The organism is Streptomyces sp. NPDC088157 (assembly GCF_044741545.1).
Classification (GTDB): Bacteria; Actinomycetota; Actinomycetes; order Streptomycetales; family Streptomycetaceae; genus Streptomyces.
The window spans coordinates 371,873-386,297 of record NZ_JBIUSU010000009.1 but is presented as its reverse complement, the minus strand read 5'-3'; the positions used below and the strand labels follow the sequence as shown (position 1 = coordinate 386,297).

Below are 14,425 nucleotides of genomic sequence, written 5' to 3'. Positions count from 1 at the left end.
CCCCGTAGTCTCGTCCTTTGTGAGTACGCGCGCGGCACCGCCCATTCGGCACGGGGACGAGGTCGTATGTGCCGTGCGCGGGCTGACCAAGACCTATCCGGCGGTCCGCGGCCGGCGCGGCACTCCCGCGACACCCGAGGTCCGGGCCACCGACGACGTGCGGCTCGACATCCGGCGCGGTGAGATCTTCGGGCTGCTCGGGCCGAACGGCGCGGGCAAGACCACCCTCGTACGGCAGATGACCGGGCTGATGCGGCCCGACGCGGGCAGCGTGGAGATCCTCGGGCACGACATCGTGCGCCACCCCGAGCGGGCCGCGCGGATCCTCGCCTACCTCGGGCAGGAGTCCACCGCCCTCGACGAACTCACCGTCTCGCTGGCCGCCGAGACCACCGGACGGCTGCGCGGCCTCGATGTGCGCACGGCGCGCCGGGAGCGCGACGCCGTCCTCGACGAGCTGGGCCTCACGCCGATCGCGGGCCGGCCGCTGCGCAAGCTGTCCGGCGGACAGCGGCGGCTGGCCTGCTTCGCGACCGCGCTGGTGGGGGAGCGGCCCCTGCTCGTGCTGGACGAGCCGACCACCGGGATGGACCCGGTGGCCCGGCGGGCCGTATGGGCCTCCGTGGACCGGCGGCGGGCCGAGCGCGGGGCGACCGTGCTGCTCGTCACCCACAACGTCATCGAGGCGGAGACCGTCCTCGACCGGGTCGCCGTCCTCGACCAGGGCCGGGTCATCGCCTGCGACACCCCCTCCGGGCTCAAGGAGCAGGTCGCCGACGAGGTGCGGGTCGAGCTGGTGTGGCGCGAGCGGGCGCCGCTGGACGTGCCCGAGGTCGCCGCGCTGCGCGAGCGGGCCGTGGAGTCGGGCCGCCGCTGGACGCTGCGGCTGGCGCCCGACGAGGCCCGCGCGGTCGTCGCCACCGTCACCGGCGGGGCCGCCTTCGCCGCCCTGGACGACTTCACGCTGGCCACGCCGAGCCTGGAGGACGTCTATCTGGCGCTGGGCGGGGCGGCACGGCAGGGGCTGGTACGGGCATGAGGGCGGCGAGAGCGCGGGGCGCCGAGGTGAGTGCGCGAGCTTCCGGGTCCGTATGGGACGGTATGAGAACCGCAGGGAAGAGGAGCAGCGCCACGTGAGTGTCGTACCCGCCGAGGTTCTGCCGGGAAGCGCCCGGGCCGTCACACAGACGGCGCCGCGCGCCGCCGCCGAGCTGGCCCCCCGCGCACGGCTGTGGCCGTCGCTGGTGGCCGTGTACCGGGCGCAGCTGTCCCGGGCACGGGTGGCGCGCATCCCGCTGCTGTTCGTGGCGACCTTCCAGTCGGTCGGCATCCTGATCATGATGCGGGGCGTGGTGGACGGCGGCCGCGAGGCGGAGGCCGTCGTGGCGGGCTCCGCGGTCCTCGTCGTCGCCTTCGTCGCGCTGAACCTGCTCGCGCAGTACTTCGGGCAGCTGCGGGCGAGCGGGGGGCTGGACCACTACGCGACCCTTCCGGTGCCGCCGGCGGCCGTGGTGCTGGGGGCGGCGGGAGCGTACGCGTCCTTCACCGTGCCGGGGACTCTCGTGACCTCGGTCTTCGGGTGCGTGCTGTTCGGGCTGCCGGTCACCCATCTGTGGGTGCTCGCGGCCGTGATCCCCCTGGCCGGCGCCGCGCTGTCCGGGCTCGGCGCGGCCTTCGGGCTGCTCGCGCCGCGGCCGGAGCTGGCCACCGTGCTGGGGCAGCTCGGCATGTCGGCGGCGCTGCTGCTGGGCGTGCTGCCGCCGGACCGGATGCCGGAGGCGGTGCGCTTCGCCCGCGACCTGCTGCCGTCGACGTACGGCGTCGAGGCCTTCGCCCGGACCTTCCGGGCCAGTCCCGACTGGGCGTTCGTCCTCGGTGACCTCGCCGTGTGCGCGGGGGTCGGCGTCGTGTCGCTGGCCGTCGCCACCTGGGCGTACCGCCGGGCCGCCGTCCGGTGACGCGCCGCTCGGGCGGGCCTGGCACGATGTCAGGGTGACCGCACCGCTGACTCCGCCTCCGCCGCCGCACGAACCGTCTTCGCACACGCCCTGGCCGCCGTCGCCCGACGGGTACGCGGGGATGGCCACCGCGCCCCACGACGTCGCGTACGGACAGGACGGGCCCGGCATGAAGACCGAACTGCGGGAAGCCGCCGTGATCACGGTCGCCGTCGCGCTCGCCGGGGTGCTGCTCGGGCTGCTGTGGGTGTGGCTGGCGCCGAAGGTGCCGCTCGTGGGTGACCTGGTGGACGACAACTGGGTCGTCTACTTCAAGGACACCGAGGGGGAGCAGGCGATCGGCGTGGACGGCACGTTCACCCTGCTGGCCCTGGCGTGCGGTGCCGTGAGCGCGGTGACGGTATTCCTCTGGCGGCGGCGCGGCGGGGTGCCACTGGTGGTCGCTCTCGGCGTCGGCGGGTTGCTCGGGTCGCTGCTGGCGTGGCGGCTGGGGGTGTGGCTGGGGCCGGACTCCGACGTGGTCGCGCATGCCCAGGCGGCGGGCAAGGGCGTCACGTTCTCGGCTCCGTTGAAGCTGGGGGCGAAGGGGGCGCTGCTGGCGTGGTCGTTCGCGGCGGTGCTGGTGCATCTGGGGCTCACGGCGTTGTTCGGGCCCCGGGACCCCGATCCGTATCAGGCGCACGGGGGTGTGCCGAAGGACGGGTACGGGGCGCCGATGGCCTAAGGGCTGTCGGCGTGATCCCCGGCGGGCGCACGACGACAGCCACGGCACGTCGCCGCGTTGTCGGAACGCCCGAATACATCCAGTCCGCGGACGTGCCTCCGCCTTGCGACGCACCGCATCCGATGCCCGGGGGCTGGGCTCGCAGACCGCCGCTTTCGCCTGGCCGGCCTCGCCCTCAAACGCCGGACGGGCTGTCTACGCGCGGGCGATCGGGGCCCGTACCGCTTCGGTGAGCCTGGTCAGGTCCATGGGGGAGAGTTCCACCTCCAGGCCTCTGCGGCCCGCCGAGACGCAGATCGTGGCGTGGGCCGAGGCCGAGGCGTCCAGGACCGTGGGGAGCCTCTTGCGCTGGCCGAGGGGGGAGATGCCGCCCCGGACGTAGCCCGTGGTGCGTTCCGCGAGGGCCGGGTCGGCCATCGCCGCTCGTTTTCCGCCCACCGCCGACGCCAGGGCCTTCAGGTCCAGGGAGCCGGCCACCGGGACCACCGCCACCGTCAGGGCGCCGTCCACGTCCGCGACCAGGGTCTTGAAGACCCGGTCGGGGGAGACGCCCATCGCCTCGGCCGCCTCCTCGCCGTAGGACGGGTGGCTCGGGTCGTGGTCGTAGGAGTGGACCGTGAAATCCACGCCCGCCGCCGTCAGGGCCACCGTCGCGGGCGTGCCTCCGGGCTGCTGCTTCTTCGGCTTCTTCGCCATGCGGGCCTTCAGTTGAGACTCGTGGGGCCGCGCGTCAGCTCCGACGCGGGCAGCGACGGCAGGCTGCGGATGATCGCCGTCTCCGCGCGCAGCAGATTCAGCTCGTCCCGCAGCCGGGAGGCCGTGTCGGGGGCCTGGAGCAGGCGCTGCTTGGTCGGGGTGTCCAGCATCATCGCGGCAGCCACCAGGTACGACACCACCGACGGGTCGTCCGGGAGGTCCGCGCCGGTGGCCAGCGAGCGTTCGCGGGCGCCTGCCAGGCGCTTCTGGTACTGGCGGAACGCGCGCAGCACACCCTCCGCGAGGGCGCCCGCCTCGTCGCCCGGGTCCTCGGGCAGTTCCTGCAGCTCGGCCGTCAGGAACGGGCCCGACGCGTCCACCGACAGCAGCTTCACGCGGGTCGTGCCCGTCGCCAGCACCTCGAAGGTGCCGTCGGCGCGCTCACGGATCGTCGCCGCGTCGGCCACGCAGCCCACGTCGTGGAACGCCTTGAGCGGGGCGTCGCCGAAGCCGGCCGAGGGGCCGCGCTCGGGCAGCGCGGTCGGGTCGGGCAGGCCCGGGGAGCTGGGTGCCACCTCGTGGCCGTCGCGGATGGCCACGACGGCGAACCGGCGCGATTCGTCCTCGGGGGTCTTCAACAGGTCGCGCATCATGGCGCGATAGCGCTCCTCGAACACGTTGAGCGGGAGCACGAGTCCCGGGAACAACGCCGAGTTCAGGGGGAAGAGCGGCAGACGGACGGTGGTCACGACGCTGAAGCCTAGTGGTCCGTGGGACGGGCTCGTTCGCCGTGCCCAATACCTGGATGCCACGGCGTGCGCTCGGACGGTCCCGAGCGCACTTCCTCGCGCACCGCCAGGAAGTGGCCGAGCGGGTCGTCCGACAGCCGGCTCCAGGGGAAGGACGTGGCGTACGGGCCGATCAGGCGCAGCTGCGCGAGGGCGTCGTCCCGGCGGCCCAGGCGCACCAGGACGCACGTCAGCACATTGCGGATCTCGGCCGGCCACGGGTCGGCGGACGGGAAGCGCGCGGACAGCGTGATGGCGCGGTCGGCGGCCGCGTCCAGCCGCTCGCGCGGCACCTCGGGCCCGCAGCCGTCGGCCAGGTACGCGAAAGCGGCCCGCGCCGGCAGCGCCTGGACCAGGGAGCCGGCCGGCGCGTCCTGCGCGGCCCGGTCCGCGAAGTCGAAGCACTCGCGGTGGGAACCGTGCCACGACTCGGCCAGATAGCGCTTGGCGGCCACATGGCAGCCGTAGTGGTGCGGGGCGCGGCGGACCGCCGCCTCCCACAGCTCGCCGAAGTACTTGTGCCCGGCACGCGCACCGCGCGCGTGGTCCAGGGCGATCCGCCACGGCACCGGGTCGCGGACGTCGCTCTGCGCGGCCGCCGTGATCAGCGGGCTCACCTCGCGCAGCAGCTCGGCCCGGGCGGGCGACCGCCAGGCCCGGTCCACCGCGAGCTGGGCGGCGACCAGCAGGACGTCCGGGTCGCGCGGGGCGGCGGCCCGCCACTCCTCGAACCACTCCGAACGTGAGTGCGCGAAGGACGCCAGCCGGGTCGCGTACCGGTCGCGGTACTCCCACTCGGCCCGTTCCCGGGTGTGGGCCATGAGCTGGGCGGCGGGAGCGTAGGCGCCCAGGCCGGCGGCGACCAGGGCGGGACCGAGACGGTCGTCGGGCACGTCGAGGAGCACCTCGTCGTCGGTGGGGAGCCCGGCGGCGCTGTGGGGGGCGGCGGCGTTCCGTGTCCTCCGGGAGGCCCGGGAGACGCGGATGAACGGGGGCAGCAGAGCCATGGTGTGGCCCATTGAAAAGCCGCGAGTTCAGATTGCGCCAGAGGGTTCCGGGACCTTCACGAAAGTTGTACACCGTACGGTCAAGGCGCGGTAAAACGTCACTGTGCGCGACTGTCGGCGCACCGGACGGCGGCCGGTCAGCCCCGGCGCAGCAGGCGCGTCGCCCCGGCCGCCACCGTCGTCGCCAGGATCCAGCCCAGCAGGATCAGCGCCGACGACAGCCACTGCCAGCCGCCGCGCAGCTGCCACTGGCCGGCCTGCCCCAGGTCGATGACCGGAAGCAGCAGGTCGAGGGCGAAGAGGGCGGGATTCCAGGGCGGGTGTCCGTCGCGGCTGACGGGCGGATGCGCCGCGTGTCCGAACGCCAGCGAACTCGCCGCCCACAGCAGCGCCATCCACACCGCCGCGCGGCCCGGCCGGTATCCGTAGGCGACCGTCCAGTCCTGTACGTAGCCCCAGAGCTTCGCGGCCGGCGGCAGGGTCTCGCGGCGCCGCCGCTGCTTGGCCAGCAGCACCTCGCGGGCGTCCTCGTCCTCCCCGCCCGCCCGCAGCACGGTGGCCAGCCGCTCGTACGGCTCGGGGGCGTACTCGGCGGTCGCCGCGGCCACCCAGCGCAGCCGCTCGGCCAGGGGGAACGGGCCCTGCGGCACCAGGTTCTCGTACGCGAAGCCACCCATGTGCACACTGCCGGGGCCCGGCCAGGCGCTCGCCCGGTCCACCAGGTTGATCACCCGCGCGCCCGACAGCACCACCTTGCCGCGCCCCGGCCGCTCCCCGAGGAAGCGCAGCTCGGGCGTCTGCACCCGGCGCAGCGACAGCTCCTGGTCCTCCGTGAACAGGAACCGGGCCCGCTCCAGGTCCACGGCGTCCCCGAACCGCCCGTCGTCCAGGCGTATCCCGCCCCGGCACTCGAAGCGCTGGATGCGCGTCCCGCGCGCGGGCGTCGTGCCGCTCAGCGCCTGGCCGCCGACACCGGCCGGGGTCAGGTACAGCGAGCGCTCCACCGTCAGCTGCGGCGCGTTCAGCGCGAGCCGCGTGTACGGGTTGGCCAGCCGCGCCCCGCGCAGGCTCAACGACACGCCGATCTTGGCGCTGCGCAGACTGAGCTCGCCGTGCGATTCGAGCAGCTCGGCCTGGAGGTCCTGGCCGACCGTCATGCCGTCGGCGGCGATCGAGCGGCCGGTGCGGTCCCGGTAGACGATCGCCTGGTTGAGCAGCAGGTCGGTGCCGATGTGCGCGTCGGTGAGCCGGACGCCGTTGTGGAAACGGCAGCGGGGGAGGTGAAGATCGCCCTCGGTGTGCACCCGGGCCGCCTCCAGACGCGGCACCGAGCAGTCCACCATCCGCAGCGTCGTGAACCGCGCCTCCGGCAGCAGCACCTCCCGCTCGAACCGGCAGCGCTTCATCTCCAGGTACGGCACCACCGTGCCGCCCGCGAGGTCCAGGGTGCCGCTGATCTGCACGCCCGCCAGCTTCAGCGAGGAGACCCGGCCGGCCAGCGCGGGCGGCCCGTCCAGCAGCAGCCAGGCGACGATCCGCGCCCGCACCGTCCGCGACCCGCCCCACGGATGCCCGCCGTGCGGGTCGTCGACGACCGTGTCCCCGCTGCTCAGGTCGTACACGCTGCCGTTGCGGAAGGCCTGCCACATACCGGCCTCGGCGGCGGTCAGGTCGTCCGGCAGATCGCCCGGATCGTCTCCCGTGCGGATGGCGCCGGCCCCGTCGGTCACACCATGCACCCCCTTCGTCACTCGCGGTTTCGCACAGCAGTTCATGCCCCGTGAGTCGGCGTCCGAACGCCGGCGCCGCCGTGCCTTTCGGGAGGACACTCCTGGGGCCGCCCGGTCCTCCGGGTTCCGGCCAGGCTCTGTATCAGCCATTGATACACGCGGACGACGCCCGATCCCGGTCTGAGAGAATTGACCCTGTGATCTCCCGAATCGATCTGCGCGGCGACGCCCTCCCCGAGGGACCCGCCCTGCGCGACCTGCTGCCCCGAGCCGACTTCGACGTCTCGGCCGCCCTGGAGAAGGTGCGTCCGATCTGCGAGGCCGTGCATCATCGGGGCGACGCGGCGCTGATCGACTTCGCCGAGAAGTTCGACGGAGTGCGGCTGGAATCCGTCCGCGTCCCCGCGCGCGCGATCGCGGACGCGCTCGAGCGGCTCGACCCGGCCGTGCGCGCGGCCCTGGAGGAGTCCATCCGCCGCGCCCGTCTCGTCCACCGCGAGCAGCGCCGTACGACGCACACGACCCAGGTCGTGCCCGGTGGGTCCGTGACCGAGAAGTGGGTGCCCGTCGAGCGGGTCGGGCTGTACGCGCCCGGCGGCCGTTCGGTCTACCCCTCCTCCGTGGTCATGAACGTCGTCCCGGCCCAGGAGGCCGGCGTCGGGTCCATCGCGCTCGCCTCCCCGGCGCAGGCCGACTTCGACGGTCTGCCGCACCCGACGATCCTCGCCGCGTGCGCGCTGCTCGGCGTCGACGAGGTGTACGCGGCCGGTGGCGCGACCGCCGTCGCGATGTTCGCGTACGGCACCGAGTCCTGCGCGCCCGCCAACATGGTGACCGGCCCCGGCAACATCTGGGTCGCCGCCGCCAAGCGCTACTTCGCGGGCAGGATCGGCATCGACGCCGAGGCGGGACCGACCGAGATCGCGGTCCTCGCGGACTCCACGGCCGACCCCGCCCACGTCGCCGCCGACCTGATCAGCCAGGCCGAGCACGACCCGCTGGCCGCCGCGGTCCTGGTCACCGACTCCGTCGAGCTGGCGGACGCCGTGGCGAAGGAACTGGAACCGCAGGTCGCGGCCACCAAGCACATCGAGGACCGGATCGTCCCGGCGCTCGCCGGCCGGCAGTCGGCGATCGTGCTGGTCGACGGTGTCGACGAGGGCCTGCGGGTGGTCGACGCGTACGGCGCCGAGCACCTGGAGATCCAGACGGCGGACGCCGCCGCCGTGGCCGACCGCGTCAGGAACGCGGGCGCGATCTTCGTCGGACCCTGGGCGCCGGTCTCCCTCGGCGACTACGCCGCCGGGTCCAACCACGTGCTCCCCACGGGTGGCTGCGCCTGCCACTCCTCCGGGCTGTCCGTGCAGTCCTTCCTCCGGGGCATCCACATCGTCGACTACACGCGGGACGCGCTGGCCGAGGTCGCGCACCACGTGGTGACGCTGGCGGAGGCGGAGGACCTGCCGGCCCACGGGGCGGCGATCAAGGCGCGGTTCGACTGGAAGGTACCGACGAGCAAGTGAGCTTCGGAATCGACGATCTCCCCGTACGGGACGAGCTGCGCGGCAAGTCCCCCTACGGCGCGCCCCAGCTGGACGTCCCCGTACGGCTCAACACCAACGAGAACCCCTACCCGCTGCCCGAGCCGCTGGTCGAGCGGATCGCCGAGCGGGTGCGCGAGGCGGCCCGCGACCTCAACCGGTACCCGGACCGGGACGCCGTCGAGCTGCGGACGCAGCTCGCGAAGTACCTCACCGACACCGCGAAGTACGAGGTCGGCCCGGCCGACGTGTGGGCGGCGAACGGCTCCAACGAGATCATCCAGCAGTTGCTGCAGACCTTCGGCGGACCCGGCCGTACCGCGATCGGCTTCGAGCCGTCGTACTCGATGCACGGGCTCATCGCGCGCGGCACGGGCACGGGATGGATCTCGGGTCCCCGCAACGAGGACTTCACCATCGACCTCGCGGCGGCGCAGCGGGCCATCGCCGAGCACCGGCCCGACGTCGTCTTCGTCACCACCCCCAACAACCCCACCGGCACCGCGGTCCCCGCCGAGACGGTCCTCGCGCTGTACGAGGCGGCGCAGCACGCCAAGCCGTCGATGGTCGTGGTCGACGAGGCGTACATCGAGTTCAGCCACGGCGACTCACTGCTGCCGCTGCTCGAAGGCAGGCCGAACCTCGTCGTCTCGCGCACCATGTCGAAGGCCTTCGGCGCGGCCGGCCTGCGCCTCGGCTACCTCGCCGCGCACCCCGCGGTGGTGGACGCCGTCCAGCTCGTCCGGCTGCCGTACCACCTGTCGGCCGTCACCCAGGCGACGGCGCTGGCCGCACTGGAGCACACCGACACGCTGCTGAAGTACGTCGAGCAGCTCAAGTCGGAGCGTGACCGGCTGGTGAGCGAGCTGCTCGCGATCGGCTACGAGGTCACGGCGTCCGACGCCAACTTCGTGCAGTTCGGGCGGTTCGCAGACGCCCACGAGGTCTGGCGGCGGATCCTCGACCGGGGCGTCCTGGTCCGGGACAACGGCGTGCCCGGCTGGCTGCGGGTCACCGCCGGAACACCCGAAGAGAACGACGCGTTCCTCGACGCGGTCCGTGAAGTGATGGGCTTTGCGGGGGACACCCCCGCACCCCCGAAGGAGCAGAGCGCATGAGCCGCGTAGGACGTATAGAGCGCACGACGAAGGAGACGTCGGTACTCGTCGAGATCAACCTCGACGGCACCGGCAAGGTCGATGTGTCGACCGGTGTCGGCTTCTACGACCACATGCTGGACCAGCTCGGCCGGCACGGGCTGTTCGACCTGACCGTGAAGACCGACGGCGACCTGCACATCGACTCCCACCACACCATCGAGGACACCGCCCTCGCGCTCGGCGCCGCCTTCAAGCAGGCCCTCGGCGACAAGGTGGGCATCTACCGCTTCGGCAACTGCACGGTCCCGCTGGACGAGTCCCTCGCCCAGGTCACCGTCGACCTCTCCGGCCGTCCGTACCTCGTCCACACCGAGCCCGAGAAGATGGCTCCGATGATCGGCGAGTACGACACCACGATGACCCGGCACATCCTGGAGTCCTTCGTCGCCCAGGCGCAGATCGCGCTGCACGTGCACGTGCCCTACGGGCGCAACGCGCACCACATCGTGGAGTGCCAGTTCAAGGCGCTCGCCCGCGCCCTGCGCTACGCCGCCGAGCGCGACCCGCGCGCGGCCGGCATCCTCCCCTCCACGAAGGGCGCGCTGTAAGTCATGAGCGGACTGTCGACCGTCCTGATCGTCGTCGGCCTCTTCCTGGCCGGCGGCATCTACTCCTTCGTCAAACAGCAGATGCCGAAGAGCCTGATCGTGCTGCTCTCGATCGGCGCCGCGATGTGTCTCCTCGCCGGCGTCGTGAGGCTGGAGGTGTGGAATTGAGCGCCGCTTCGAAGAGCCCGAAGAAGGTCGTCGTCTTCGACTACGGCTTCGGCAACGTCCGCTCCGCCGAGCGCGCGCTCGCGCGCACCGGGGCCGACGTCGAGATCACCCGTGACTTCGACACGGCCATGAACGCCGACGGGCTGCTGGTGCCCGGCGTCGGCGCCTTCGCCGCCTGCATGCGCGGCCTGAAGGAGGCCCGCGGCGACTGGATCATCGGCCGCAGGCTGTCCGGCGGCCGCCCGGTGATGGGCATCTGCGTCGGCATGCAGATCCTGTTCGCACGCGGCATCGAGCACGGCGTGGAGACCGAGGGCCTCGACGAATGGCCCGGCGCGGTCGAGCCGCTGCAGGCCGAGATCGTGCCCCACATGGGCTGGAACACCGTCGACGCCCCGGCCGGCTCCGAGCTCTTCGCCGGACTGGACGCGGACGCGCGCTTCTACTTCGTGCACTCCTACGCCGTGCAGGACTGGTCCCTCGACGTGCACAACCCGCTGCTGCGGGCGCCGAAGGTGACCTGGTCGACCCACGGCAAGCCGTTCGTGGCCGCCGTGGAGAACGGCGCCCTGTGGGCCACGCAGTTCCACCCCGAGAAGTCCGGCGACGCCGGAGCCCAGCTCCTCACCAACTGGATCGGAACACTGTGAGCAAGCTCGAACTCCTCCCCGCCGTCGACGTCCGCGACGGCCAGGCCGTCCGGCTCGTACACGGCGAGTCGGGCACCGAGACCTCCTACGGCTCCCCGCTCGAGGCCGCCCTCGCCTGGCAGCGCTCCGGCGCCGAGTGGCTGCACCTGGTCGACCTGGACGCCGCGTTCGGCACCGGCGACAACCGCGCGCTGATCGCCGAGGTCGCGGGCGCGATGGACATCAAGGTGGAGCTGTCCGGCGGCATCCGCGACGACGCCACCCTCGCCGCCGCCCTGGCCACCGGCTGCACCCGGGTGAACCTGGGCACGGCCGCCCTGGAGACCCCCGAGTGGGTCGCCAAGGTCATCGCCGAGCACGGCGACAAGATCGCCGTCGGCCTGGACGTCCGGGGCACCACCCTGCGCGGCCGCGGCTGGACCCGCGACGGCGGCGACCTCTACGAGACGCTGGAGCGCCTCGACAAGGAGGGCTGCGCCCGCTACGTCGTCACCGACATCGCCAAGGACGGCACGCTCCAGGGACCGAACCTGGAACTGCTGAAGAACGTGTGCGCGGTGACGGACCGCCCGGTCGTGGCGTCCGGCGGCGTGTCCTCCCTCGACGACCTGCGCGCCATCGCCGAACTGGTGCCCCTCGGCGTCGAGGGTTCCATCGTCGGCAAGGCCCTGTACGCCGAGGCGTTCACCCTGGAAGAGGCCCTGGAGGCGGTCGCACAGTGAGCGAGCTGCGACGCGTCACGACCGGAGCGCCCTGGGAGGAGACCTTCGGGTACTCCCGCGCGGTGGAACTGCCGAACGGCCTGGTGCTGGTCTCCGGCTGCACCTCGATAGTGGACGGCGAGATCGCCGGCGGCGGTCCCTACGAACAGACGGTCAACGCCTTCAAGGTCGCGTTCGCGGCCCTGGGGCAGCTGGGCCTCGGGCGCGACGACGTCGTGCGCACCCGCATGTACATCACCCACGCGCGGGACGTGGACGATGTCGGACGCGCTCACAAGGAGCTGTTCGACGCCGTCCGGCCCGCCGCGTCCATGCTCATCGTCGCCGGCCTCGTGGACCCCAGTCTGGTCGTCGAGGTCGAGGTGGAGGCGTTCCGAGGGGAGCCCGCAGCATGACGCTCGCCGTACGGGTCATCCCCTGCCTGGACGTGGACAACGGCCGGGTCGTCAAGGGCGTCAACTTCCAGAACCTGCGCGACGCGGGCGACCCCGTCGAGATGGCCAAGGTGTACGACACCGAGGGCGCCGACGAGCTGACGTTCCTGGACATCACCGCCTCGTCGGGCAACCGCGAGACGACGTACGACGTGGTGCGCCGCACCGCCGAGCAGGTGTTCATCCCGCTGACCGTCGGCGGCGGGGTGCGTACCCCCGAGGACGTCGACAAGCTGCTGCGGGCCGGCGCGGACAAGGTGGGCGTCAACACGGCCGCCATCGCCCGCCCGGAACTGATCAAGGAGATCGCCGAGCGGTTCGGCAGCCAGGTGCTGGTGCTGTCGGTGGACGCCCGGCGGACCCCCGCGGGGACCTTCGAGGTGACCACCCACGGCGGCCGCAAGGGCACCGGCATCGACGCGATCGAGTGGGCGCACCGGGCGGCGGAGCTGGGCGCGGGCGAGATCCTGCTCAACTCGATGGACGCGGACGGCACGAAGGACGGCTACGACCTGGAGATGATCGCCGCCGTCCGCAGGCACGTGACCGTCCCGGTGATCGCCTCCGGTGGCGCCGGCCGGCTCGCCGACTTCCCGCCGGCCGTCGAGGCGGGCGCGGACGCGGTGCTCGCCGCGTCGGTGTTCCACTTCGGCGACCTGCGGATCGGCGAGGTCAAGGACGCGCTGCGGCAGAGCGGACACCCCGTGCGCTGAGCTCACTCCTTCGGCTGAGCCAGCTGCACCAGGTTGCCCACCGTGTCGTCCAGGACGGCCGCGACGACCGGACCCTGGTCCTGCGGAGGCTGGGTGAAGCGCACACCCAGCCCACGCAGCCGCTCGTACTCCGCCTCGATGTCGTCGACGGAGAAGACGATGCACGGCAGTCCCGCCTCCCGCAGGGCCGTGCGGTACGGCTCCGCGATGGGGCCCTGGCCGGGCTCCAGCAGCAGCTGGAGATCCTGCTGGGCCCCGTCCGCCGCGCCCACGGTGACGAGCAGCGTGCCTCCGCCGAGATCCATGTGCAGCCGTGTCTCGAACCCGAGGACCTCCGTGTAGAACGCGTGGGCCTTCGGGACGTCGTCGACGTACACGCCCGTCATGGCGACCTTGATCATGTCCGGCCCTCTCAGATCCCGAGCTGCTTGCCGCCGTGCAGCCTGGCGATCGCGTCCTTCTCGCCGTCCAGCTCCACCTCGGCGGCGCTCTGCCGGCCGTACAGGAACAGCAGCAGTTCCGACGGCTCCCCGGTGGCCGTCACGACCGGCGTGCCCCGGTTGGCGACCGCCGTACGGCCGTCCGGGCGCCGCAGCACCAGACCGGTCGGGGTGCCGCGGCCCATCAGACGCGCGGTGCGCTCCAGGCGGGACCACAGGGCGTCCTGGAAGACCGGGTCGAGCTCGCGCCGGGCCCAGTCCGGCTCGGCACGGCGGACGTCCTCGGTGTGGACGTAGTACTCGATCGTGTTGGACGCCTCGTCGAGCTGCTTGAGCTGGAAGGGCGAGAAGCGCGGCGGACCCGTGCGGATCAGCTGGATCAGCTCCTCGTACGGCTTGGCGGCGAACTCCTCCATCACCCTGTCCAGGCGGGACGCGAGCTGCTTGATCAGAATGCCCCCGGCGGCGTCCGGACGGCGCTCGCGCACCACCACGTGCGCGGCCAGATCCCGGGTCTGCCAGCCCTCGCAGAGGGTCGGGGCCTCGGGGCCCGCCGTTTCCAGGAGGTCGGCGAGCAGGAGTCGTTCACGCTTGGCGAAAGTCGACATGCCGTCAGCCTACGACTGCGCGGAAGGTCCGCACACCCGTCGCCCGACCACCACCCCTCACCGAGTCGCTTCGCGCCGCTCCTTCCCATCCAGTGGACGCGGGCCGTCACCGTCAGTGGCGCGCGGCACAATGGCAGGCATGACCAGCACGCCCCTGCCCAGCCGCCTCGACCCCGAGATCGCCGCGCGCCTCAAGCGCAGCGCCGACGGCCTCGTCCCCGCCATCGCCCAGCAGTACGACACCGGTGAGGTGCTCATGCTCGGCTGGATGGACGACGAGGCGCTGCACCGCACGCTCACCACCGGCCGCTGCACCTACTGGTCGCGCAGCCGCAGGGAGTACTGGGTCAAGGGCGACACCTCCGGCCACTTCCAGTGGGTGAGGTCCGTGGCCCTCGACTGCGACGCCGACACGGTGCTCGTCAAGGTCGACCAGGTGGGCGCCGCCTGCCACACCGGCGCGCGCACCTGCTTCGACGCCGACGTTCTGACCGAGAACGCCGATTCCGGCGTACCCGCCACGGATCAGTAAGGTCAG

18 protein-coding genes are annotated in these 14,425 nt (G+C 72.7%); 12 read left to right on the top strand and 6 right to left on the bottom strand.

Features of this window, described 5'->3' with window-relative positions:
* Nucleotides 1-19 precede the first annotated feature (19 nt).
* The 3 genes from ACIPFH_RS33760 (at nt 20) to ACIPFH_RS33750 (ending at nt 2,682) form a co-directional block, all read left to right on the top strand.
* Nucleotides 20-1,039, top strand: a complete 1,020-nt coding sequence (locus tag ACIPFH_RS33760) for an ABC transporter ATP-binding protein (RefSeq protein WP_356252637.1) — start codon at nt 20-22, stop codon at nt 1,037-1,039.
* Nucleotides 1,040-1,133: 94 nt separating this feature from the next.
* Nucleotides 1,134-1,958, top strand: coding sequence for an ABC transporter permease (locus ACIPFH_RS33755; RefSeq protein ID WP_401832527.1), 825 nt, complete (start codon nt 1,134-1,136; stop codon nt 1,956-1,958).
* Between the two features lie 34 nt (nt 1,959-1,992).
* Complete coding sequence (locus ACIPFH_RS33750) at nt 1,993-2,682, top strand: DUF2567 domain-containing protein (protein ID WP_401832525.1); 690 nt, start codon at nt 1,993-1,995, stop codon at nt 2,680-2,682.
* Nucleotides 2,683-2,877: 195 nt separating this feature from the next.
* Here ACIPFH_RS33750 and ybaK read toward each other — a convergent pair whose 3' ends face one another.
* The 4 genes from ybaK to ACIPFH_RS33730 form a co-directional block, all read right to left on the bottom strand.
* On the bottom strand, nt 2,878-3,378 hold the full coding sequence (gene ybaK / locus ACIPFH_RS33745; RefSeq protein WP_401832523.1) for a Cys-tRNA(Pro) deacylase: 501 nt from the start codon (nt 3,376-3,378) through the stop codon (nt 2,878-2,880).
* 8 nt (nt 3,379-3,386) lie between these two features.
* The gene (locus tag ACIPFH_RS33740) at nt 3,387-4,127 is read right to left on the bottom strand and encodes an LON peptidase substrate-binding domain-containing protein (RefSeq protein WP_401832520.1); all 741 of its coding nucleotides are present in this window, start codon (nt 4,125-4,127) and stop codon (nt 3,387-3,389) included.
* Between the two features lie 11 nt (nt 4,128-4,138).
* The gene (locus ACIPFH_RS33735; RefSeq protein ID WP_401832517.1) at nt 4,139-5,185 is read right to left on the bottom strand and encodes a hypothetical protein; all 1,047 of its coding nucleotides are present in this window, start codon (nt 5,183-5,185) and stop codon (nt 4,139-4,141) included.
* 125 nt (nt 5,186-5,310) lie between these two features.
* A complete protein-coding gene (locus ACIPFH_RS33730; protein WP_401832514.1) occupies nt 5,311-6,903 on the bottom strand; it encodes an oxidoreductase in 1,593 nt (530 codons plus the stop codon).
* A 197-nt stretch (nt 6,904-7,100) separates the two neighbouring features.
* On the opposite strand from ACIPFH_RS33730, the gene hisD reads away from it, so the two are divergent.
* The 8 genes from hisD to hisF are packed head-to-tail and all read left to right on the top strand — an operon-like array spanning nt 7,101 to nt 12,839.
* Nucleotides 7,101-8,426: a histidinol dehydrogenase gene (gene hisD / locus ACIPFH_RS33725; RefSeq protein ID WP_356252615.1), complete on the top strand. Its 1,326-nt coding sequence runs from the start codon at nt 7,101-7,103 to the stop codon at nt 8,424-8,426.
* On the top strand, nt 8,423-9,562 hold the full coding sequence (locus tag ACIPFH_RS33720; protein ID WP_401832511.1) for a histidinol-phosphate transaminase: 1,140 nt from the start codon (nt 8,423-8,425) through the stop codon (nt 9,560-9,562). Before hisD ends, ACIPFH_RS33720 begins: the two co-directional genes overlap by 4 nt.
* Complete coding sequence (gene hisB, locus ACIPFH_RS33715) at nt 9,559-10,152, top strand: imidazoleglycerol-phosphate dehydratase HisB (RefSeq protein ID WP_356252609.1); 594 nt, start codon at nt 9,559-9,561, stop codon at nt 10,150-10,152. The genes ACIPFH_RS33720 and hisB overlap by 4 nt, the downstream gene beginning before the upstream one ends.
* Before the next feature lie 3 nt (nt 10,153-10,155).
* Nucleotides 10,156-10,320 (top strand): hypothetical protein, encoded by a 165-nt coding sequence (locus ACIPFH_RS33710; protein ID WP_189916770.1) that lies wholly within the window; start codon nt 10,156-10,158, stop codon nt 10,318-10,320.
* Nucleotides 10,311-10,970, top strand: a complete 660-nt coding sequence (gene hisH, locus ACIPFH_RS33705; protein ID WP_401832508.1) for an imidazole glycerol phosphate synthase subunit HisH — start codon at nt 10,311-10,313, stop codon at nt 10,968-10,970. Before ACIPFH_RS33710 ends, hisH begins: the two co-directional genes overlap by 10 nt.
* Nucleotides 10,967-11,692, top strand: a complete 726-nt coding sequence (priA, locus tag ACIPFH_RS33700; protein WP_356252602.1) for a bifunctional 1-(5-phosphoribosyl)-5-((5-phosphoribosylamino)methylideneamino)imidazole-4-carboxamide isomerase/phosphoribosylanthranilate isomerase PriA — start codon at nt 10,967-10,969, stop codon at nt 11,690-11,692. The genes hisH and priA overlap by 4 nt, the downstream gene beginning before the upstream one ends.
* Nucleotides 11,689-12,087 (top strand): RidA family protein, encoded by a 399-nt coding sequence (locus ACIPFH_RS33695; RefSeq protein ID WP_401832505.1) that lies wholly within the window; start codon nt 11,689-11,691, stop codon nt 12,085-12,087. Before priA ends, ACIPFH_RS33695 begins: the two co-directional genes overlap by 4 nt.
* Entirely contained in the window at nt 12,084-12,839 is a 756-nt protein-coding gene (gene hisF, locus ACIPFH_RS33690) for an imidazole glycerol phosphate synthase subunit HisF (RefSeq protein WP_401832504.1), read from the top strand. The genes ACIPFH_RS33695 and hisF overlap by 4 nt, the downstream gene beginning before the upstream one ends.
* Before the next feature lie 2 nt (nt 12,840-12,841).
* Here the strand turns inward: hisF and ACIPFH_RS33685 are convergent, their stop codons facing one another.
* Both ACIPFH_RS33685 and ACIPFH_RS33680 read right to left on the bottom strand, forming a co-directional pair.
* On the bottom strand, nt 12,842-13,240 hold the full coding sequence (locus ACIPFH_RS33685; RefSeq protein ID WP_401832501.1) for a VOC family protein: 399 nt from the start codon (nt 13,238-13,240) through the stop codon (nt 12,842-12,844).
* Nucleotides 13,241-13,251: 11 nt separating this feature from the next.
* A complete protein-coding gene (locus ACIPFH_RS33680) occupies nt 13,252-13,887 on the bottom strand; it encodes a TIGR03085 family metal-binding protein (protein ID WP_356252591.1) in 636 nt (211 codons plus the stop codon).
* 139 nt (nt 13,888-14,026) lie between these two features.
* Between ACIPFH_RS33680 and hisI the strand changes: the two genes are divergently transcribed.
* Entirely contained in the window at nt 14,027-14,419 is a 393-nt protein-coding gene (gene hisI, locus ACIPFH_RS33675) for a phosphoribosyl-AMP cyclohydrolase (RefSeq protein ID WP_401832499.1), read from the top strand.
* Nucleotides 14,420-14,425 lie beyond the last annotated feature (6 nt).